Source organism: Pectobacterium aroidearum, from assembly GCF_041228105.1.
Taxonomy (GTDB): Bacteria; Pseudomonadota; Gammaproteobacteria; order Enterobacterales; family Enterobacteriaceae; genus Pectobacterium; species Pectobacterium aroidearum.
Genome location: NZ_CP166097.1, coordinates 106,108 through 125,603, shown reverse-complemented (window position 1 = coordinate 125,603; position 19,496 = coordinate 106,108). Strand labels below are relative to the sequence as shown.

Here is a 19,496-nt window from a genome sequence, read left to right as displayed (position 1 = left end):
CCCCCGCGCCTTGCGGCTACGGGGGCTCGGTATTGAGGGATTATTATTGGTACACACTCAGAGGGCGGAGAATGATCCTCACGCCGAAGAGGCAAATAGCGGCGAATTCATCCGTTATCCGCCTCCGGCATGGTGATTATTTCACTGCGCTGGAAGTACCGTCTTTGTGCCACTCAAATACGCCAAATTCAAACCCTTTCAGGTCGCCTTTTGCATCCCAGCTTAATGGCCCCATTACGGTATCCACGGATTTCGCTTTCAGATCCGCCACCAGTTTTTCTGGCTCGTCGCTCCCCGTACGCGTCATCGCGGTGGTCAACGATTGCAGCGCGGCATAGGTCGTCCAGACAAACGGGCCAGTCGGGTCCAGTTTCTTGGCTTTCAACGCATCCACGATCGGTTGGTTCGCAGGAACCTGATCGTAACGCTTCGGCAGCGTGACCAGCATCCCTTCAGACGCATCGCCCGCGATGTTGGACAGTGAAGAGTTACCCACGCCTTCCGGACCCATGAACTTGGTCGTCATGCCAGCCTGACGCGATTGGCGCAGAATCTGCCCCATTTCTGGGTAGTAGCCGCCGAAATACACGAAATCGACGTTCTCTTTCTTCAGACGCGCAACCAGCGTAGAGAAATCTTTGTCACCCGCCGTCACACCTTCAAACAGCACAACATTCGCACCGGCTTTTTTCAGGCTATCCTGAACAGAGCGGGCCAGACCTTCACCATATTGCTGTTTGTCATGCACCACGGCGATACGCTGCGGTTTGATGGTTTCAACGATGTACTTCGCTGCGGTTGGTCCCTGATCGGAATCCAGACCCGTCGTGCGCAGCACCATTTTGTAGCCGCGCGTGGTCAAGTCGGCGTTGGTTGCCGCAGGCGTAATCATGATCACGCCTTCTTCTTCATAAATATCAGACGCAGGCTGCGTAGAGGAGGAACACAGATGGCCAATCACATAACGGATACCGTCATTGATGACCTTGTTCGCTACGGCAACAGCCTGCTTAGGATCGCACGCGTCATCATATTCCACGCCAACCAGTTTGTTACCGTTTACGCCGCCTTTTGCGTTGATGTCAGCAATCGCCTGACGCGCGCCAATGAATTCCATGTCGCCATATTGGGCAACCGGGCCAGACATCGCGCCAACCACCGCAACTTTAATATCGGCAGCACTGACTGCATGGCTAAACGCCGCAGCCATACAACCCATCAGCAATACTTTACCTTTACTGAATTTCATTCTTTTTACCCCATCTGTCATTATGGATATTGCCGAAAACCTGACCGCCTTCTGCCATAACCCGCTATTTTCTTATAAGTAAGAAAGGCTTAGGTTATTATTAGTAATAGTTTCTAATAAGGCTTTATTTTTCATATTATTAAACAGGAATTTTATGCTGCAAATCAACTCACATTGTCAGAAACAAGCGGAGCAAACAGCACAAAACGCTAGATGCAAAATCCAGCATTTAATTTATATATAGTCAGATATTCTACTTTGTGCATTAATTGTTGATGGATTACTCGAAAAACGAAGAATGAGAAAAACATTTGCCCTATTAACCATAACGATCAAATTACACAACTGATCCACTACAAAACAACTACATTATTCTTCACTCATATGATGGAGTGCCGATAAAAATGAAACTCACCGTTGAATGCCTCACCCAATTCAGCCCTCAGGACAAAATTGACCTGGCGAAAATCTGGCCGCATCAAAACATTGATTTATTAGAAGCAGGACTAAAACCGACTCGACGCCTCTTTGCCGCGCGTTTTAACGATCGGTTACTCGGCGGTATGTTGGTCGAAATTGCAGGGGACTATGCGGAACTGAGCGATATGATGGTACGTGAAGTTACCCGGCGGCGGGGCGTAGGGCAGTTGTTAGTTGATGAGGCACGCCGTCAACTCCCTGAGGTAAACGAGTGGTGGCTGGCAACGGCGAATCATGCTGCGATCAAAGAGGAAGTGCTGGCACGGTTTATGGTGTCCTGTGGCTTCTCACCGGTATCCGGCGGCTGGCGCTACATTCGCAGAAAAGAAACGCCGCTGATTCTTGACGAAATCAACTCAGAGAAACCATAGCCCAAGCACGACAGCCTGACAGCCTGACAGCCTGACAGCAGACAAAAACAAAACGACCGGGCATTACCCGGTCGCTACAAAAAGAGACGATGAGAGCGATTACGCTTCTATCGCCGCTCGCAGTTTTTTCATCGCATTCTTTTCTAACTGACGCACACGCTCTGCGGAAACGCCGTATTGATCGGCCAGTTCCTGCAAGGTGGATTTGTTGTCATCATCCAGCCAACGGGCGCGGATAATGTGCTGGCTACGTTCATCCAGCCCTTCCAGCGCGTAAGTGAGCTTATCCGCCGCATGCGTGTCCCAGTTATCTTCTTCAATGCCGTCGGCAAAGTCAGACGATTTATCCTGTAGGTAAAGCATCGGCGACATCGCTTTGCCGTCGTGCGAATCTTCTTCCGGCGTTGGATCGAACGTCATGTCCTGCGCCGCCATACGGGATTCCATCTCGCGCACGTCTTTGCTGGTCACACCCAGTTCACGTGCCACCAGTTCGACTTCATCCTGGTTAAACCAGCCGAGACGCGTTTTCGTCTTCCGCAGGTTAAAGAACAGTTTACGCTGTGCTTTGGTGGTCGCGACTTTCACGATACGCCAGTTACGCAGCACGTATTCATGAATTTCTGCTTTGATCCAGTGCACGGCGAAAGAAACCAGACGCACGCCCACTTCAGGGTTAAAGCGACGTACCGCCTTCATCAGGCCGATGTTCCCTTCCTGAATCAGGTCCGCCTGCGGCAGGCCGTAGCCGGAATAGTTACGGGCAACGTGAATAACAAAACGCAGGTGTGACAGAATCAGGTGCTTAGCCGCATCCAGATCGCCCTGATAATGCAGCCGTTCAGCCAGCGCCCGCTCTTCCTCCGCCGTCAGCATCGGATAGGCATTGGCGGCACGAATATACCCTTCCAGACTGCCCTGGGGAACTAAGGTGAAAGTTTGCATATCTTTGGTCATTCAACCCTCTCAGTTGCTCTACTCGTCATATTGCAGTCGACTATCTTAGCACTGCTTCGCCGCATCGTTTTGCGCGAAAATGGCAAAACACGACACCTTTAAAGCGTATTCACTCAAATCCTAAAATCTGTCTATTCAGACTGTGATTTCGCTCGCAAGTTCCTATCATTTTATTCACCTCCTGCCAGAGATCAAGCAGGGAGAAAACGAGCCGTTAACGCACGAAAAACCAAGGGGAAAACACAGCGGGAAGCGCAAAGAAGAGATGTCGCTGAGGAGATTTCCCCTGCAATACGGTCTGAATTACAGGGGATAATTATACCAGAAAACGCTTACTGTGGTGTAAAACGGCGTAAATGTTGCACGGTTGCCAACCAGGCGGCCAGCCAGCCAATCATGCCGGCGATTAACAGCAGCAGCAGAGACTCATCCCAGCTCAGTCCTTTAACGGCAAACGTCGTACCAAAGACGGAAGCCACCTGCGCTACCACCGCATCCAGCTTCCAGACCAGCGCCTGCGACAGAATCAGCGATAGCACCGCGCCGCCTACGCCCATTGCCGCCCCACCATTCAGGAACGGACGCAGAATAAACCCGTCCGTCGCGCCAATCAGCTTCATCACGTTAATGGTTTCACGGCGACTGAAAATACTCAGACGCACGCTGTTGCCGATCACCAAAAAGACGGCAACAATCATCAGGATGCCAATCGTCGCAGAAATTTGCCCGACCAGATTGGTTAACGCTACCAGCCGTGCAAACCAGCTGTCGTCCATCCGTACTTCCTCCACACCCTGCGTTGCCGCCACACGGTCACGCAGTGTCGTCAGCGTGGTGGAATCCTGAAAGCTCATTTTCGGCGTGATAATCGCCACCGCCGGCAGCGGATTCTCTTCCAGCATATCCAGCGCGCCGCCAAAACCAGACCAGTTGCGGAACTCGCCCATCGCTTCATTGCGCGACAGGTAATTGACTTTATCAACGCCGTCTTCAGATTGAAGCTGCGTGACTACCGCCTGCGCCGCATTGTCATCCAGTGATTTATCCAGATAGACCGTTAGCTGAGGCGAGGGATACCACTGTGTGGCAGCCTGACTGACGTTTTTCCACACCAAATAGCAAATGCTGGGCAATGCCAGCGAAATGGCGATCACCATGACGGTCAGGAAAGTGGCCAGCGGCTGGCGCAGCATATCAGCCAGCGTATTCGTCCAAGCATAGCGCCACTGTTCCTGCCAGCCGCCGCGCAACGCTTTCGATTTTGCAACAGGCTTTTTCGCATTACGGACGTTATTCGCCATCGTGGTTTCCCCCCACCATGCGGCCATCCGACAGCGTCAGCACACGGTAATTACGGCGGGCGATCAGCCCGGTATCATGCGTCGCCATCAGGACGGTAACACCGACGCGGTTGAACTCTTCAAACAGGCGTAAAATACCTTCTGACAACGCTTCGTCCAGGTTGCCGGTCGGTTCATCCGCCAGCAACACGGCGGGTTTGTTCACCACCGCGCGCGCAATGCCAACGCGCTGCTGTTCACCGCCGGACAGCTGGATAGGGTAATTTTTCGCTTTATCCAGCAGGCCAACCTTGTCCAGTGCGGCGGATACCCGACGACGGATATCCTCACTGCTGGCGCCCGCGATGATGAGCGGCATCGCGACGTTGTCATAGACTGTGCGTTCCATCAGCAGATGGTGATCCTGAAAAATCATGCCGATCTGACGCCGCAGGAACGGGACTTCGCGTTTTTTCAGGCGGCTGATATTGTGACCGCCAAACAAAATCTGCCCCGCGCTGGGACGTTCAATGCCACAAATCAGTTTCAGCAGGGTACTTTTCCCTGCGCCGGAATGGCCGGTCAGGAACGCCATTTCCGCGGGGCGCAGATGGAAATCCACCCCTTGCAATGCCTGACGCCCACCGAGGTAAGCTTTACTGACCTGTTCAAAACGAATCATCCGTTTTAATCCTCTCGGGCAAAAAGTGCCTCAATAAAATCGTCGGCCTTGAATGGCCGTAAATCTTCAATGCCTTCCCCTACCCCAATATAGCGGATAGGAATCGCAAATTGGTCGGCAATGGCGAAAATCACCCCGCCTTTCGCGGTACCGTCCAGCTTGGTCAAGGTAATTCCCGTCAGCCCAACGGCTTCATTAAACAGTTTGGCCTGACTCACCGCGTTCTGCCCGGTGCTCGCATCCAGCGTCAGCATCACTTCATGCGGCGCGTCTTCGTCCAGCTTCTTCATCACGCGCACAATCTTTTTCAGCTCTTCCATCAGGTGCGCTTTGTTCTGCAAACGACCAGCGGTATCCGCAATCAGGACATCCACGCCGCGCGCTTTCGCTGCCTGAATCGCATCGAAAATCACCGATGCTGAATCCGCACCGGTATGCTGCGCGACCACCGCCACGTTATTACGCTGTCCCCAGACCTGAAGCTGTTCCACCGCTGCCGCACGGAAGGTATCGCCCGCCGCCAGCATCACGGATTTACCCTGTGCCTGGAATTGACGCGCCATTTTCCCGATGGTGGTGGTTTTACCCACGCCATTAACGCCAACCATCAGAATGACATACGGTGTTTTGCCTTCGATATTCAGCGGGGCGTCCACCTTAGCAAGAATCTCCGCCATTTCGTCTTTCAGCTTCACAAAAAGCGTATCAGCATCTTTCAACTGGCGTCGGCTGGCGTGCTCCGTCAGGCTGGTGATGATTTTACGGGTCGTTTCGACCCCCACATCCGCAACCAGTAGTTGCTCTTCCAGTTCATCAAACAGATCGTCGTCGATTTTCTTACCGCGAAACAATCCGATAAATCCTGAACCGAGGTTTTGGCGCGTTTTTACCAGACTGCGTTTCAGACGAGCGAAGAACCCCTCTTTCGTCGGACGCTCCTGCTCTTGCGCAACAACCGGAACATCATCTGGCTGCGTAGGTTCTTGTTCTTCGTATTCTTGCTCTTCCTGCTGCGCGACATCCGGCTCTGCCTCAACCACCGTCGCGCTTTCGGCGATCTCGGTCTGCACGATCGGATCGGCAGCATCACGATCGATAACATCCCGATCGATCAGGTCACGATCGTCAGTTTCGGAAATAGCAGGGGTAGAAACAGCAGGTTCAGAAGCAATGGATTCAGAAACGTTGGCTTCCGGGGCAACGACAGCCGATTCGTCTGCCGCTGCGGTAACATCACGCTCAGCGACTGATTGAGTCAGTTCTTCCGCTTCAACGACAGGCTCTTCCGGCAGCGGTTTCTCTACCTGCTCCGGCGCGTGCTCAACGGTCTGGTGAGCTGATGCTGCGGCATCCGACTCCGCCGCTGGCGATTGTTCTTCAACAACAATCTTCTCTTGAACAACGGGTTTCTCTTGCGGCTGCTCTTGTTGTTTTTCTTCCTGTTTCCCTAGTCCCAGCCAGGAAAAAAAACCGCGCTTCTTTTCTTTTGACATGTGCGATCGCGCTCCACGCTGCTCACCGCAGCGAATCAATCAATGAAAATCATATTTAAACAATAAGTTTAACACTTTCCTGCCGACAGCAACACGCAGCCAGCGAGGGCAATCACAGACAATTCTCCGTGCGGCCAACAATCTTCGTAACGAAAGGCAATGTCCGTAACGAAGTGTGTCAAACGCTGCGCGTTACCGGAAGGCCGCAGACCGCACAAAATTTTGGCTTAAGCGCCTTAACCTCCATCTTAACATTCCCTCTACACGTAACCGCCGCTAGAATAGCGCCAGAAATTTCCTGCCCGTATCCACACCATGATGATGCGGCACAACAATAACCCTGTGAGCTATGGCTAAAAAAAACGCATCGTCAGCCGCCGGACAAATCCGAATCATCGGTGGTCAATGGCGCGGCAGAAAACTTCCGGTTCCTGATAGCCCCGGTTTACGTCCCACCACCGACCGCGTGCGGGAAACGCTGTTTAACTGGCTGGCCCCCATCATTCAACAGGCACGCTGCCTGGACTGTTTCGCTGGCAGCGGCGCACTCGGGCTGGAAGCCTTATCTCGTTATGCTGCTCACGCCACATTATTGGAAATGGAGCGTGCAGTCGCCCAGCAATTAACGCAAAATCTGGCGCTGCTTCGGGCGGAAAATGCTGAGGTGGTCAATACTGATGCCCTGAGCTGGCTGGCGCAGCCCGGTACGCCGTTTGACGTCGTGTTTCTCGACCCACCGTTTCGCAAAGAGCTGCTGAACAACACGCTCATGCTGCTGGAACAACAGGGCTGGCTAGCACCCGATGCGTGGATTTACGTGGAAACTGAGGCGGAAAATGCGCAGCTGACTATCCCAGAAAATTGGCAACTGCACCGTGAGAAAATTGCAGGTCAGGTCGCCTACCGTTTGTACATCCGTCAGTGATCTTCGCAGCAACGTAAGGGTAAGAGATGATTTTGATTAACCTTGGCAGATTATTGATGCTGGGCGTGTGGGGATTTCTATTGCTTAACCTGATTCAACCGTTTCCCAAACCGTTGAATATCTTCATGACCGTGGCAATGGTGTTTATGATCCTGATGCACGGCTTCCAACTGCTGCTGTTAAAATCCAGCCAGCCAAAGGACAGCCCTGCGCTAAACCGGGCACTTCAGGCACGTATTTTCCTTTTTGGCGTGTTTGAACTGCTGGCGTGGCAGAAAAAGCAGCCTAAGCCACCGAAACCGTAACCCCTACCTCTGCTGGGGCACAAAGCGAATAAAGCGCGTGCCCTTTAGCTGCAACGATCCCTGCATTCCAGTATCAAGCTGGTGATAATCCGCGTTCTCAAGGCGCAACGTGATAGTCGCGCCACCGGTAATCGGCCTGAACGTGACCTCATACCGCATATCCTCTACGGCCATCATTTGATGCTCGCGCGCGCGCCGACGAGTACGGGGAAACTCACGTTTGTGTTTCACCTCTGCGGCCACAATACGCAGCGGCGCCGCGTCATTCTGCGCGTCCCTCTGGCGTTGACGTCGATACTGTCGCGCCGCTAGCACCAAAATCGCACCAACAGCCAACGCCAACAGCCAGGGAAAATCATTCATCAGGGTTTCTTGCCGGGAAGATAAGGGAACGCGGTAACGTTATCGCCTAAATCAGAAATGCGGGCGCTGCCTTTTTCCGTCACGGCATCAATACGAATGATCGCCTGTAGCGGGATGAAACTACGGCTAACGCCAGAGAATTCCGTTTTCAGTTTCTCCGTTGACGGATCAACCAACACCGCAGACTGGCTATCAAACACGAAGTCGGCAATTTCAATAAAACCGAACAGGCTGCTCTGAACCAACTCACGCACGTAAAGCTGGTAATTCTTACCGTTATTTATAAATTGAATACGATAAAGCGCGGATTCGCTACTCATTCAACACAATGCTCCCTTCGAGACGTCACGGCGCCCATCTACAATAAAAACAGGCGATAACATAACATGAAGCTCACAGAAGTCGCATCCGTCTCACGACGCGTTGTTTAACTTCCTCACAATCCCCTACACTGAATAAAGAACGACTTATTTTTATCCTGACACAAACAAAAACACAAAAAGGACACGCTATGCTTTGGTCATTTATTGCTGTGCTTTTTTCTGGTTGGCTGTATGTGGACGCCAGCTACCGTGGTCCAACGTGGCAACGTTGGTTATTCAAACCAGTCACCATGCTACTGCTGCTGGCTTTGGCCTGGCAGACGCCGCTACTTGGCGTGCCGGGCTATCTGATTGTGCTGGGGTTGCTGGCAACGCTGGTCGCAGATACCCTGTTGCTGCTGCCGACTCAGCGTCTGCTTTACGCGTTTGGTGCCTATTTTCTCTCCCATTTGTTGTACACCGTTAGCTTCTTTACCGGACAAATCGCGCTCACCTTCTTCTGGCCGCTGGCATTAACGCTCGTCATTCTGGCTGCAATCCTGATCGCCATTATCTGGGGACGATTGGACACACAGCGCTGGCCCGCCTGCGCATTCATCATCATGACCACGCTGATGGTCTGGATTGCCGGCGAGCGGTATTTTGCGCTGGGAACAAACGCGAATTTCTCTCTGCTGACGGGTACCGTACTGCTGTTTATCGCCCACGCAGCCTGGTTGATTCACCATTACCGTTTTCCGTTCCGCGCCCATCAGGCGATTGTGGCAGCGGGCTATTTTGGCGGCCATTTCCTGATTGTCCGCTCCCTCTATTTCTAACGTTTACGGCGCTCACGAAAATCTGGCTAAGCGTTGAACAGCGGTGTAAAGTTCCTGATGAGAATGGCTATCACTAATAACCCAGGAGGAAGACATGCACTCTCATCAGCACCACAGCGCTGAGAAATCAGCCTGCTGCAATAACGGCGTTCACCACGCGCCACGCAGCACCGCACACAGCACCAAAAGCTGCTGCAACGAGCACGCGCAGCATTCGAACCACGCCGACCACAGCTGTTGTTCAACCAAACACACCTCTGACGCCGCAGTACAGAGCGCCTGCGGCACAGAACAGCACTCGTCAGACAGCGGCGGCAGCGCGGATTCAGACGACCCCGACGGCGGAGACAGCGACAGGCCCCGATCCAACCAGCGTTTCAGCTGGAAAATCAGCGGGATGGATTGTCCCAGCTGCGCACGTAAAATCGAAAATGCAGTAAAAAATCTCACCGGAATTGAACAAGCCAAAGTGCTGTTCGCCACCGAAAAACTGGTTGTTGATGCCTACACCGACATTCGTCCTCAGGTTCAACATGCCGTCCAGCAAGCGGGCTTTACCTTGCAGGACACCGCACTCCCCGTCGTTCCCCCGAATACATCTACCGTGCGTCGTTTCGTGCGCGAATATGGTTTCTTACTTCTTTTCACTTTGCTGGCTGCTGCAAGCTGGGGGCTTTCCCTGCTCAGCGAGCGTGGCGGGCAAATCGCGTTTATCGCGACCACGATTGTCGGATTGATACCAATCCTGAAAAAAGCGATACAACTCATTCGCACAGGCACGCCCTTCGCGATTGAAACGCTGATGAGCGTGGCTTCCATCGGGGCACTCTTGATTGGCGCCACCACCGAAGCGACGGTCATTTTGCTGCTGTTTATGCTGGGCGAATATCTGGAGTCTTACGCGGCCAACCGCGCACGACGGGGCGTAACGGCACTGATGGCGCTGCTCCCCGAAGACGCCACGGCGATCGTCAACGGGCAACGGCGTCTCGTGCCTGTCGCCAGTCTGGTTCCCGGCGATGTAATTGAAGTCGCGCCCGGCGGACGTCTTCCCGCCGATGCGGAACTTTTGAACAGCGATGCCAGCTTTGATGAAAGCGCCCTGACCGGCGAATCGGTGCCCGTTGAGCGCACACCCGGTGAAAAAATTGCTGCTGGCAGCCTGTGTGTCGATCGGGTTGTGCAGTTGCGCGTGGTTTCACAACCGGGCAACAGTGCGATCGACCGCATTCTGCAACTGATAGAAGAAGCGGAAGAGCGCCGTGCGCCGATAGAACGCTTCCTCGATAAGTTCAGCCGCTATTACACGCCGGCCATCATGCTGCTGTCGCTGCTGGTAATTCTGGTGCCGCCGTTGCTGCTGGCGCAGCCGTGGCAAGAGTGGATTTATCGCGGTCTGACGCTGCTGTTAATCGGCTGTCCGTGTGCGTTGGTGATCTCAACACCTGCGGCAATTACGTCCGGGCTGGCTGCCGCAACGCGTCGTGGGGCACTCATTAAAGGCGGTGCAGCGCTGGAATCGCTGGGCAGTATCAAGACTATCGCATTTGACAAGACAGGGACGCTAACGGAAGGAAAGCCGCAGGTAACGGACGTATTACCCGCAGCAGGCATTAGCGAAACGGCGCTGCTGACGCGCACCGCCGCCGTGGAATCCGGTTCACACCATCCACTTGCCAAAGCCATCGTCCAGCATGCGTTATCCAGCAGTACATTCCTGCCGCTGGCGGAAAACCGTAAGGCACTGGCGGGCGTCGGGGTTGAAGGCACGATAGGCGGCAAACGGATTCAGGTCAGTGCGCCGACTCGCGTTGCCTCCGACCTGCTCGACGCCGATTGGCTGCAACAGATTGACGCGCTGGAAAACGAAGGGAAAACCGTCGTAGTCGTACAAGAAGACGACAGGTTGCTGGGTTTGCTGGCGCTCAGCGATACGCTACGCCACGATGCGCGTGAAGCGCTGGATGCCTTGCAGCAGTTGGGGATCCGTGGCGTGATGCTTACAGGCGATAATCCCCGCGCAGCAGCAGCGATTGCGGCAAGACTAGGGATCGATTACCGCGCCAGTCTGCTCCCTGCCGATAAGGTCACGGCAGTCAGTGATTTAAGCAAGCAGCATCCCGTCGCGATGGTGGGTGACGGTATTAACGACGCCCCGGCAATGAAAGCTGCAACGATCGGCATTGCGATGGGCAGCGGTACGGATGTCGCGCTGGAAACCGCCGATGCGGCACTCACGCACAGTCGTCTAACCGGGCTGGCAGCCATGATCAGCCTGTCGCGGGCAACACAGCGTAATATTCGTCAGAACATTACTATCGCATTGGGGCTGAAAGCAGTCTTTCTGGTCACCAGCATTCTGGGCATTACCGGGCTGTGGCTGGCGGTGCTGGCGGATTCCGGCGCAACAGCGCTGGTCACCGCCAACGCGCTACGGCTGCTGAGAAAACAGGACTAATCGCAGTCTACGGTGCGCGGTGCAACGCCGCGCACCCGCGGCTTGAAGTATGACGAGTATTAACCTTTGCGCAGCAGATAACGATAGGGAAGCTGTTCGGTTTCCTGCGCCAGAAGCTCATGTTCCATGAACACGCAAAAACCGGGAATATCGCGGGTGGTGGCCGGATCGTCGGCAATAATCAGCAGCGTTTGCCCGGTTTCCATCTGGCGTACCGTCTTACGCACCATCATCACTGGCTCAGGGCAGCGCAGCCCCTGCGCATCAAGGGTTTTATCCGGGTTGGTAAAGGGATCGGTCATCAACGTTCTCAGTGCAGGAATCAAAAAACCGCCTTAGTTTACGCGGAGGATTTTTCGACGCAAGCGACGACAACGTTTGCGCATAAAACAACCATCTTTTATGGGCAAAACACATTGCATTAGCGAAACAATTGCGTATTATGCCGCCGCGTTGCAGCATAAATCTGCACGTTATTCCTTGGGTTCCCTAACCCCAATAACCAAAAAGGTCACATTATGTATCGTTTTACTCCCCAGCAGCGGCTTACGGCGCTTATCTGGCTATCGTTGTTCCATGTCCTGATCATTACATCGAGTAATTATCTGGTTCAGCTCCCGGTCTTGATTTTCGGTTTCCATACCACTTGGGGCGCGTTTACCTTTCCGTTTATTTTTCTGGCTACTGACCTGACGGTACGGATTTTCGGTGCACCGCTGGCGCGTCGTATTATTTTGACCGTGATGGTACCTGCACTGGTGATTTCCTATCTGGTTTCATCTCTGTTTTATCAGGGATCGTGGCAGTCGTTCGAAGCGTTAAGTCAGGTAAATATCGTCGTAGCACGTATCGCCTGCGCCAGCTTCATGGCGTATGTTCTGGGTCAGATTCTGGATGTTCACGTTTTCAACCGCCTGCGCCAAAATCGTGCGTGGTGGGTCGCTCCAGCCGTGTCGACCGTGTTTGGTAACTTCAGCGATACGCTGGCCTTTTTCTTCATCGCGTTTTACCACAGCACTGATGCCTTCATGGCTGCAAACTGGGTCGAAATTGCGATGGTGGACTATGCGTTCAAACTGCTGATCAGCCTGGCATTTTTCCTGCCGATGTACGGCGTGATGCTAAACATGGTACTCAAACGTCTGAGCGAGCAAAAAGGCTCGGCCGACTACCATTCCGTCAGCAGCCACCATTAATGCCAATCGGGCGGCTATTTACGCCGCCCTTTCCTCTTAAGTCACTCATCGTTTTGTAAAAATAACGCAGGTTCCCACAACGGTTTGCAACAACAAAATGCTTGTTTTTGCTATCTGAATAGGGTGCCATACTGTTATTACCTGTTTCAAAAGATGACCTGTTCAAAAACGAGAGAAAGGGATCCCATGTCGAATGTAATCAAATACCTCGGTGTCGGCTTGCTTGTCGGCCTGCTTGTTGCCTGTGATGGCAAAACGGATGACGCCGCAAAAGCGGGTGCGCAAGATAAACCTGCCGCAGAAGCCAGCGTAGGTCAGAATATTGAATTAATGGAAGGCAAGATTGCGTTTACTCTGCCAGCCGATATGCGCGACCAGAGCGGCAAAGTGGGAACGCAGGCGAACAACATGCACGTTTATGCCAATGACAATGGGCAGAAAGCGGTCATCGTGATTCTGGGCGACAACACTACGGAAGAACTGACCGTGCTGGCGCAGCGTCTGGAAGATCAGCAACGCACGCGTGACACCAACCTTCAGGTCGTGACCAACAAAACCATCGACGTTGACGGCAAGAAGCTGCAACAGCTAGACAGCATCATCACCAGCAGCGGGCAACAGGCTTATTCCTCTGTCGTGTTGGGTAAAGTAGAAAACCAACTGCTGACCTTGCAGATCACGCTGCCGGCCAGCAATCAGCAGCAGGCACAGAGCGAAGCGGAAGGCATCATCCACACCCTGAAGCTGAAATAATCGACGTTACTTACTGCATGACAGCAGCCACTGCGGTGGCTGCTGTTATTCTTTGACTGCCGTGCGCTGAGTCAGCCGCCACGTCAGCGCCAGACCACATAGCCCCAGCAACGCCGCCGCCAGATAAATAGAGGCTATACCGGTATAGGCCATCAGCACACCCGCCACTGGCCCGACAATGCCCAGCGACAAATCGAGAAATATCGTATAGGTCGCCAGTGCGCTGCCCTGATTCTGCGGCGAGACAGCCTGAACGGCAACCACACCTAATGCCGGGAACACCAAAGAGAAACCCGCCCCCGCGAGGAATGCGCCGACTTCGGCCATCAACGGCAGCGCCGCCCCCCACACCAGCAATAACCCCACGATCTCAACCACAAAGCACGCCATCGCTACGCGCAATCCACCAAACCGCTGAATGCTGTTAGGAAACACCAGCCGCGCACCGACAAAAGCGCAGCTGAAAATGGTCAGCGTCAGCGCGGCACCGTCCCAATTCCGATCGGCATAAAACAGCGTGATAAAGGTGGCGATCACGCCAAAACCCGCAGAGGCGATCGCCAGAATAATGCCGTAAACCCAGACTTTCCCCAGCACTTCGCGGAAGGGAATCTTTTTCCCCGGCGCGACCTGAACCGTCGGGCGTGGCAGCGCGAGAACAATCGCCACCGCCGCAATCAGGATAATGCACACGGAGAGCAGTTTTAGCCCACCGATATGGTTGAGCCAGACGCCGAGCGGTGCACCAATCGCCATCGCCCCATAGGTGGCAATACCATTCCATGAAATCACACGCCCGATGTGTCGGGAACCGACCACACCAACGCCCCAGAGCGTTGCACCTGTCCCGGCAAAACTCTGCCCAGCTCCCAGCACAACGCGCCCGAGACACAGTAGCAGCAGCGTGATCGCGGGCGATGCATCACTAAAAGCGGCCAGCAGGTAAAACACCCCGCTAAGCATGACGCCAGCCAGCCCCCAAACGACGATTTTTTTCGGTCCTTTTTCATCGGCGCTACGCCCCGCGTGCGGGCGGGTCAACAGCGTGGAAAAATATTGCAGGCTGATGACCAGACCGGCCCAGAACGCGCTATAGCCAAGGTGGTCATGCACATACCCCGGCAACACCGCCAACGGCAGGCCAATATTCAGATAGCTGGCGAAATTGAACGCCACAATTGAAACGATGCGCAGATTAAGGCGCAGACCGCTCAGCGCCGGTTCGGATGGGGAAGGTGTTGGCATGGAAAATTCACTCGCTTAACGTCCGTGTATGACGTACGTTCAGAAAAACATCTAAAAGTAACATTCTTATATTGTTGGTTATAATCAAACTTATACTAACCAGTTAATCCCGAACACAGGAGAAACGCAATGCCTGTACCGGCAGACCCGGATCGCAAATCAACATCGTCAACCCCAGAAGGGGACACATCGCCGCAGAAACCCCTCTCGTTTCTGGATAAGAGCAAACGTCTGGCCGCACGTATTCAGGCGATTCCCAGCGTGGCACACCTGATCCGCGCGGGCGAACGCTTCAACGATCGAATGGGCAACCAGTTTGGTGCGGCCATTACCTATTTTTCCTTCCTGTCGCTGATTCCCATTCTCATGGTGTCGTTTGCCGCCGTCGGTTTTGTGTTGGCCTCCAACCCCGACCTGCTGACGGGGCTGATTAACCGTATCGTCAACAGCATCAGCGATCCTAATCTGGCCAATACACTGAAAAATACCGTCAACACGGCCGTGCAGCAGCGTACCACCGTCGGGATTACCGGCTTGCTGATTGCGCTCTATTCCGGCATCAGTTGGATGGGAAATCTGCGTGAAGCGATTCGCGCCCAGTCGCGCGACGTATGGGAGAGGAGCCCGAAAGATGAAGAGAAGATTTACTTTCAGTACACGCGGGATTTTCTGTCGCTGACTGGCCTGGTCATTGCGCTGATTATTACGCTGTTCCTGACCTCCGTTGCCGGCACCGCGCAAAACATGATTGTGACCGCGCTGGGGCTGGATGGCATTGAGTGGCTGCGCCCCGCGTTGACGCTGATTGCCCTGTCGATCTCCATCTTCGCCAACTATCTGTTATTTCTTTGGATATTCTTCGTTTTACCGCGCCATAAACCCAAGCGCAAAGCGCTCTTTCGCGGCACGCTGATCGCCGCCGTAGGCTTTGAAGTCATCAAGTTTGCGATGACCGTCGCGCTGCCTAAACTGGCCAGCTCGCCTTCCGGTGCCGCGTTCGGTTCGGTTATTGGTCTGATGGCATTTTTCTATTTCTTCGCGCGTCTGACGCTCTTCTGCGCCGCCTGGATCGCCACGGCAAACTACAAAGGTGACACCTCGACAGACCGGAATGAGCAGGAAAAAGAACCGCCTTCCGATCGTTAAGAGCTGCGGGGAAGCACTGGTTTTCCGATCTGCGTCATGAAAAAGTAAAACATCGTTTCAAGACTATTGACTCAGTCTCACGTAATGTTGAGACTGATGTTAATTTCCGCATTTTTTATACCCAGCTTTTCAAACAGGCCAAAAGTGATGACAACTACTAACATTGCCGTAATCGGCGAATGCATGATCGAACTGTCGCAGAAGGGCACGGATCTTAACCGTGGATTTGGCGGCGATACGCTGAACACCGCCGTTTACATTGCCCGTCAGGTAAACGCCGATAAGCTGGGCGTGCATTACGTAACCGCTCTCGGCACCGATAGCTTCAGTACCGAGATGGTTGCCGCCTGGCAAAAAGAAGGGGTGAAAACCGACCTGATTCAGCGCCTGGACAACAAGCTGCCCGGTTTATACTTCATTGAAACCGACGCGAGCGGCGAGCGTACATTCTACTATTGGCGTAATGATGCCGCTGCCCGCTACTGGCTGGACAGCCCGGAAGCAGAAAAAATCGGTCAGTCGCTGGCGCACTTTGACTATCTCTACCTGAGCGGTATCAGTCTGGCGATTCTGAACGCCGAAAGCCGCCAACGTCTCCTCGCCCTGCTGCGCGCCTGCCGCGCCAACGGCGGTAAAGTAATTTTTGATAATAACTATCGCCCACGTTTGTGGCAGAGCAAAGAAGAAACGCAACAGGCTTATACCGACATCCTATCCTGTACCGATATTGCTTTCCTGACGCTGGATGACGAAGACATGCTGTGGGGCGCGAAGCCACTGGAAGCGGTACTGGAGCGGACACACGGTCTGGGCGTGAGCGAAGTAGTCATTAAACGCGGGGCTGATTCCTGCATCGTGTCAGAACGTGGACAAGCTCTGGTTGATGTTCCGGCGATCAAATTGCCAAAAGAGAAAGTGGTCGATACCACCGCAGCAGGCGATTCCTTCAGCGCAGGCTATCTGTCAGTGCGCCTGAATGGCGGCAGCACGCAGGAAGCGGCACAGCGCGGCCACCTGACGGCCAGCACGGTCATTCAATACCGTGGCGCGATTATCCCGCTTGAGGCAATGCCTGCATAAACCGTACATCGCGTGATAATAAGATAAAGGCCGCTATTGCGGCCTTTAGTTGCTAGACAAAGCAGGACACTCTGCCTTACATCGTCATTTGAGGTTTAACGTGGCCCCGGTTGGTTAATCGGTTGTTCCTGGAAACCGCCGAACGGGCCGCCGCCGCCTCGACCACCACCTCCGCCACCTCCCGGAGGAGGGAACAAGCAACCACTCAACATGGCGATCAGAGCGATCACCCCCGCAGCTTTAAGAGTACGACTCATGCTTTATACCTCGATTCATTATTACGACGCTCGGGGGGAATAATAGAGGTGGAGAAAAGGGCTCACAACGGGATTTATCCTGAAAACCGCTTTATAAATAAATGGTTACATAAGCTAACGTTCCACGAACGATATCCCGTATTTTATTATACGGAGTCTTGAGAGCGGTTAGCCTAGTGATAAAAAACGCCACCGAATACACAGCGTAGTATTGTGGATTTAAACAACCACCAATACTCGCCATGCTTCAAGTTGCTTGTGAGCTGGCTGTACAAATTCGCTCCAGACGAATTTGTATCTCGCTTATCACCTTCTTGTATAGGCCGCGCCGAAAGGCGACGACCTTAATACTTTACTGAGCGGCGGGAGCCGTTTCCTGCGGTTTTTTTCCTTCTGGAACGGCGCCTTCAGGTGCAGCCGTCGCGGCGCTGGCCGCAGGCTCGGTCGCCGGTGTCATAATCCGATCGTAAGCTTCCTGCAATGCCTTCATATTCGCTTCCGGCTCACCGGGCTGTTGGATCAGCATCAGCGTTGTATCCTGTACCAGCTGCTGGTGCAGTTCCTGATTCAGCATATCGAGCGTCAGCGCGGACAAATAGCTCTGACGCAGTTTCTGGTACTGCTCAGGAGCAATATCGACGACACCGTTTTGCTGGGAGCGCAGGCGTTGATCCATCAGGATGTCCGTGCTGGTACGCGCATAGGTAGCAAACAGCTTGTTCAGCTCGTCCGTCTTGCGCGCGATTAGCGAATCAAACTCTTGCTGTGTCAGCCCTTTCTCACGCAGCGTCGCCAGTTCACGCGCCATAAACGTCACGCCCGGCTCAACGCCCTCGCTATTCGGTACGTCCATATGGATCGCGCACTGAGAACGGGTATAAAACACATTGCAGTCGAAGCGGAGGTTGTTACCCTTCTGCGGGCTCTTCTCCAGCACCTGCTGCAAATGCCAGAACATCGCCTCCCGCGTCATATCACCCAGCCAGTAGCGTACCAACGCCTGCGATTCACGAATCGGGTGCCACGGCGCATCCCACATCAACGACAGCGTATCCTTCTGGACGTTGTTATTCATCAGGCTGATCGCCTGCGTCGGCAGCGGACTTAACGTCGGTAAGGGCGCTGGCGCTTCGCGTTTCCCTTCCAGCGGGGAGAAGACTTTGCCAATCTGCTCGATCACGCTGCGGTTATCCACATGGCCAACGATGTAGAGCGTCATGGCATCTGGCGTATACCAGGTTTTATAAAACTGCTGGAGCTGCTCGCCATTTAACGGCGGTTTGACGTCCTGAGCAGGATCGTGCGCCAGCAGAGGCGAGCCTTTCAGACGATAGCGCCAGCTCGGATCCTGTGGGTTAACCGGAAAGGTTGCGACCTGATCGGGCACCTTCAGCGCCGCCTGTAGGCTTTTTTCGTCGAACGTCATCTGCCCTGCGCTTTCAGCCAACCACGTCAGCGCTTCTTTCAGCAGCTCGGGGCGATTATTCGGCAAGCTCAGGTTATACGACGTGAAATCGTACGAAATAATGGCCGGAGGCAGAACGCGGGAGCCGTTAGCATCGCTCATCCACGTGGAAGGTCGCTGAGCTGCGGACAGTTTATCGCCGGGCGCCAAGGCCAGACGAGGAAGAAAATGGGCAAAACCTACCTGCTGGGCGTTTTCCAACAGTGACCCGGCATTCACCACCAAGCGCAACTCAACCCGATCGCCGGGGCGCTGTGGCGTGGTTAATAACTGCCAGGTAAAACCATTATCAAGCTTACCCTGCTGCCAGGCAGGATCGGGCTGTAGTGCTTCAGCCTGCACGCTGCTGCTGACCACTGCCAGCAACAAACCACCAACGAAAAGCGCCTTTTTGGTGCCCTGCATGTGAACCCCTACTCATAGCTATCCAACATAATAATAATGTGGTTATTGTTAATCGTTATGGTGACCTTGCGTCTGCCACCGCACACTCTCGTGGATATATCACGGAAAAAATTGAAGACGCGAAGTGTACCATTCCCTTAGACCGCGCGCTTTTGTCTATGTCACTCCATGAGGCGAAATAATCTGCAAAAAAGGTAAAAATAGTCATATTTAACAATATTTTTACGTTTCATGGCGAGTCAGGG

At 53.7% G+C, this 19,496-nt stretch carries 20 protein-coding genes; 9 read left to right on the top strand and 11 right to left on the bottom strand.

Annotated elements, in window-relative coordinates:
- Positions 1-136: 136 nt before the first annotated feature.
- Positions 137-1,249: a branched-chain amino acid ABC transporter substrate-binding protein gene (locus tag AB8809_RS00515; protein ID WP_012772847.1), complete on the bottom strand. Its 1,113-nt coding sequence runs from the start codon at positions 1,247-1,249 to the stop codon at positions 137-139.
- 404 nt (positions 1,250-1,653) lie between these two features.
- On the opposite strand from AB8809_RS00515, the gene panM reads away from it, so the two are divergent.
- Positions 1,654-2,100, top strand: coding sequence for an aspartate 1-decarboxylase autocleavage activator PanM (gene panM / locus AB8809_RS00510; RefSeq protein ID WP_180779114.1), 447 nt, complete (start codon positions 1,654-1,656; stop codon positions 2,098-2,100).
- 99 nt (positions 2,101-2,199) lie between these two features.
- Here the strand turns inward: panM and rpoH are convergent, their stop codons facing one another.
- The 4 genes from rpoH to ftsY form a co-directional block, all read right to left on the bottom strand.
- Positions 2,200-3,057, bottom strand: a complete 858-nt coding sequence (rpoH, locus tag AB8809_RS00505; protein ID WP_012772845.1) for an RNA polymerase sigma factor RpoH — start codon at positions 3,055-3,057, stop codon at positions 2,200-2,202.
- A 332-nt stretch (positions 3,058-3,389) separates the two neighbouring features.
- Positions 3,390-4,358, bottom strand: coding sequence for a permease-like cell division protein FtsX (gene ftsX, locus AB8809_RS00500; protein WP_225181772.1), 969 nt, complete (start codon positions 4,356-4,358; stop codon positions 3,390-3,392).
- A complete protein-coding gene (gene ftsE, locus AB8809_RS00495; protein ID WP_012772843.1) occupies positions 4,348-5,019 on the bottom strand; it encodes a cell division ATP-binding protein FtsE in 672 nt (223 codons plus the stop codon). The genes ftsX and ftsE overlap by 11 nt, the downstream gene beginning before the upstream one ends.
- Positions 5,020-5,024: 5 nt before the next feature.
- Positions 5,025-6,512: a signal recognition particle-docking protein FtsY gene (gene ftsY, locus AB8809_RS00490; RefSeq protein WP_349855569.1), complete on the bottom strand. Its 1,488-nt coding sequence runs from the start codon at positions 6,510-6,512 to the stop codon at positions 5,025-5,027.
- A 349-nt stretch (positions 6,513-6,861) separates the two neighbouring features.
- On the opposite strand from ftsY, the gene rsmD reads away from it, so the two are divergent.
- Positions 6,862-7,437 (top strand): 16S rRNA (guanine(966)-N(2))-methyltransferase, encoded by a 576-nt coding sequence (rsmD, locus tag AB8809_RS00485; protein WP_205947361.1) that lies wholly within the window; start codon positions 6,862-6,864, stop codon positions 7,435-7,437.
- 29 nt (positions 7,438-7,466) lie between these two features.
- On the top strand, positions 7,467-7,742 hold the full coding sequence (locus AB8809_RS00480; protein WP_161797826.1) for a DUF1145 family protein: 276 nt from the start codon (positions 7,467-7,469) through the stop codon (positions 7,740-7,742).
- A gap of 3 nt (positions 7,743-7,745) precedes the next feature.
- Here the strand turns inward: AB8809_RS00480 and AB8809_RS00475 are convergent, their stop codons facing one another.
- Positions 7,746-8,105 carry a DUF2500 domain-containing protein gene (locus AB8809_RS00475; RefSeq protein WP_180779110.1) on the bottom strand — a complete coding sequence of 120 codons (360 nt, stop codon included), beginning with the start codon at positions 8,103-8,105 and terminating at the stop codon, positions 7,746-7,748.
- Positions 8,105-8,425 carry a DUF1820 family protein gene (locus AB8809_RS00470; protein ID WP_012772838.1) on the bottom strand — a complete coding sequence of 107 codons (321 nt, stop codon included), beginning with the start codon at positions 8,423-8,425 and terminating at the stop codon, positions 8,105-8,107. Before AB8809_RS00470 ends, AB8809_RS00475 begins: the two co-directional genes overlap by 1 nt.
- 191 nt (positions 8,426-8,616) lie before the next feature.
- On the opposite strand from AB8809_RS00470, the gene AB8809_RS00465 reads away from it, so the two are divergent.
- Together AB8809_RS00465 and AB8809_RS00460 are read left to right on the top strand one after the other, a co-directional pair.
- Positions 8,617-9,246: a lysoplasmalogenase gene (locus tag AB8809_RS00465; protein WP_012772837.1), complete on the top strand. Its 630-nt coding sequence runs from the start codon at positions 8,617-8,619 to the stop codon at positions 9,244-9,246.
- 94 nt (positions 9,247-9,340) lie between these two features.
- The gene (locus tag AB8809_RS00460; protein WP_349855568.1) at positions 9,341-11,704 is read left to right on the top strand and encodes a zinc/cadmium/mercury/lead-transporting ATPase; all 2,364 of its coding nucleotides are present in this window, start codon (positions 9,341-9,343) and stop codon (positions 11,702-11,704) included.
- Positions 11,705-11,763: 59 nt separating this feature from the next.
- Here AB8809_RS00460 and tusA read toward each other — a convergent pair whose 3' ends face one another.
- Positions 11,764-12,006 (bottom strand): sulfurtransferase TusA, encoded by a 243-nt coding sequence (gene tusA, locus AB8809_RS00455; protein ID WP_012772835.1) that lies wholly within the window; start codon positions 12,004-12,006, stop codon positions 11,764-11,766.
- Positions 12,007-12,222: 216 nt separating this feature from the next.
- On the opposite strand from tusA, the gene AB8809_RS00450 reads away from it, so the two are divergent.
- Together AB8809_RS00450 and AB8809_RS00445 are read left to right on the top strand one after the other, a co-directional pair.
- Positions 12,223-12,900, top strand: a complete 678-nt coding sequence (locus AB8809_RS00450; RefSeq protein WP_181845705.1) for a 7-cyano-7-deazaguanine/7-aminomethyl-7-deazaguanine transporter — start codon at positions 12,223-12,225, stop codon at positions 12,898-12,900.
- Between the two features lie 186 nt (positions 12,901-13,086).
- A complete protein-coding gene (locus AB8809_RS00445) occupies positions 13,087-13,653 on the top strand; it encodes a DcrB family lipoprotein (RefSeq protein ID WP_349855567.1) in 567 nt (188 codons plus the stop codon).
- A 45-nt stretch (positions 13,654-13,698) separates the two neighbouring features.
- On the opposite strand, the gene AB8809_RS00440 is transcribed toward AB8809_RS00445, so the two are convergent.
- Positions 13,699-14,898 (bottom strand): MFS transporter, encoded by a 1,200-nt coding sequence (locus tag AB8809_RS00440; protein ID WP_336710555.1) that lies wholly within the window; start codon positions 14,896-14,898, stop codon positions 13,699-13,701.
- Positions 14,899-15,027: 129 nt separating this feature from the next.
- Here AB8809_RS00440 and yhjD point away from each other — a divergent pair, with 129 nt between their 5' ends.
- Together yhjD and AB8809_RS00430 are read left to right on the top strand one after the other, a co-directional pair.
- Positions 15,028-16,044 (top strand): inner membrane protein YhjD, encoded by a 1,017-nt coding sequence (yhjD, locus tag AB8809_RS00435; RefSeq protein ID WP_181830223.1) that lies wholly within the window; start codon positions 15,028-15,030, stop codon positions 16,042-16,044.
- A gap of 147 nt (positions 16,045-16,191) precedes the next feature.
- Positions 16,192-17,124 (top strand): sugar kinase, encoded by a 933-nt coding sequence (locus AB8809_RS00430; protein ID WP_181830224.1) that lies wholly within the window; start codon positions 16,192-16,194, stop codon positions 17,122-17,124.
- A 95-nt stretch (positions 17,125-17,219) separates the two neighbouring features.
- Here the strand turns inward: AB8809_RS00430 and AB8809_RS00425 are convergent, their stop codons facing one another.
- Both AB8809_RS00425 and AB8809_RS00420 read right to left on the bottom strand, forming a co-directional pair.
- Complete coding sequence (locus tag AB8809_RS00425; RefSeq protein ID WP_349855566.1) at positions 17,220-17,381, bottom strand: hypothetical protein; 162 nt, start codon at positions 17,379-17,381, stop codon at positions 17,220-17,222.
- A gap of 352 nt (positions 17,382-17,733) precedes the next feature.
- A complete protein-coding gene (locus AB8809_RS00420; protein ID WP_349855564.1) occupies positions 17,734-19,251 on the bottom strand; it encodes a pitrilysin family protein in 1,518 nt (505 codons plus the stop codon).
- Positions 19,252-19,496: the final 245 nt, after the last annotated feature.

What these genes read in the sequence shown, in the direction of transcription:
- tusA (WP_012772835.1), bottom strand. Translation starts at nt 12,006, where the DNA reads ATGACCGATCCCTTTACCAACCCGGATAAAACCCTTGATGCGCAGGGG.
- AB8809_RS00460 (WP_349855568.1), top strand. Translation starts at nt 9,341, where the DNA reads ATGCACTCTCATCAGCACCACAGCGCTGAGAAATCAGCCTGCTGCAAT.
- AB8809_RS00445 (WP_349855567.1), top strand. Translation starts at nt 13,087, where the DNA reads ATGTCGAATGTAATCAAATACCTCGGTGTCGGCTTGCTTGTCGGCCTG.
- rsmD (WP_205947361.1), top strand. Translation starts at nt 6,862, where the DNA reads ATGGCTAAAAAAAACGCATCGTCAGCCGCCGGACAAATCCGAATCATC.
- ftsY (WP_349855569.1), bottom strand. Translation starts at nt 6,512, where the DNA reads ATGTCAAAAGAAAAGAAGCGCGGTTTTTTTTCCTGGCTGGGACTAGGG.
- ftsX (WP_225181772.1), bottom strand. Translation starts at nt 4,358, where the DNA reads ATGGCGAATAACGTCCGTAATGCGAAAAAGCCTGTTGCAAAATCGAAA.
- panM (WP_180779114.1), top strand. Translation starts at nt 1,654, where the DNA reads ATGAAACTCACCGTTGAATGCCTCACCCAATTCAGCCCTCAGGACAAA.
- AB8809_RS00430 (WP_181830224.1), top strand. Translation starts at nt 16,192, where the DNA reads ATGACAACTACTAACATTGCCGTAATCGGCGAATGCATGATCGAACTG.
- AB8809_RS00475 (WP_180779110.1), bottom strand. Translation starts at nt 8,105, where the DNA reads ATGAATGATTTTCCCTGGCTGTTGGCGTTGGCTGTTGGTGCGATTTTG.
- AB8809_RS00425 (WP_349855566.1), bottom strand. Translation starts at nt 17,381, where the DNA reads ATGAGTCGTACTCTTAAAGCTGCGGGGGTGATCGCTCTGATCGCCATG.
- AB8809_RS00420 (WP_349855564.1), bottom strand. Translation starts at nt 19,251, where the DNA reads ATGCAGGGCACCAAAAAGGCGCTTTTCGTTGGTGGTTTGTTGCTGGCA.
- AB8809_RS00515 (WP_012772847.1), bottom strand. Translation starts at nt 1,249, where the DNA reads ATGAAATTCAGTAAAGGTAAAGTATTGCTGATGGGTTGTATGGCTGCG.
- yhjD (WP_181830223.1), top strand. Translation starts at nt 15,028, where the DNA reads ATGCCTGTACCGGCAGACCCGGATCGCAAATCAACATCGTCAACCCCA.
- AB8809_RS00440 (WP_336710555.1), bottom strand. Translation starts at nt 14,898, where the DNA reads ATGCCAACACCTTCCCCATCCGAACCGGCGCTGAGCGGTCTGCGCCTT.
- AB8809_RS00450 (WP_181845705.1), top strand. Translation starts at nt 12,223, where the DNA reads ATGTATCGTTTTACTCCCCAGCAGCGGCTTACGGCGCTTATCTGGCTA.
- rpoH (WP_012772845.1), bottom strand. Translation starts at nt 3,057, where the DNA reads ATGACCAAAGATATGCAAACTTTCACCTTAGTTCCCCAGGGCAGTCTG.
- AB8809_RS00470 (WP_012772838.1), bottom strand. Translation starts at nt 8,425, where the DNA reads ATGAGTAGCGAATCCGCGCTTTATCGTATTCAATTTATAAATAACGGT.
- AB8809_RS00465 (WP_012772837.1), top strand. Translation starts at nt 8,617, where the DNA reads ATGCTTTGGTCATTTATTGCTGTGCTTTTTTCTGGTTGGCTGTATGTG.
- ftsE (WP_012772843.1), bottom strand. Translation starts at nt 5,019, where the DNA reads ATGATTCGTTTTGAACAGGTCAGTAAAGCTTACCTCGGTGGGCGTCAG.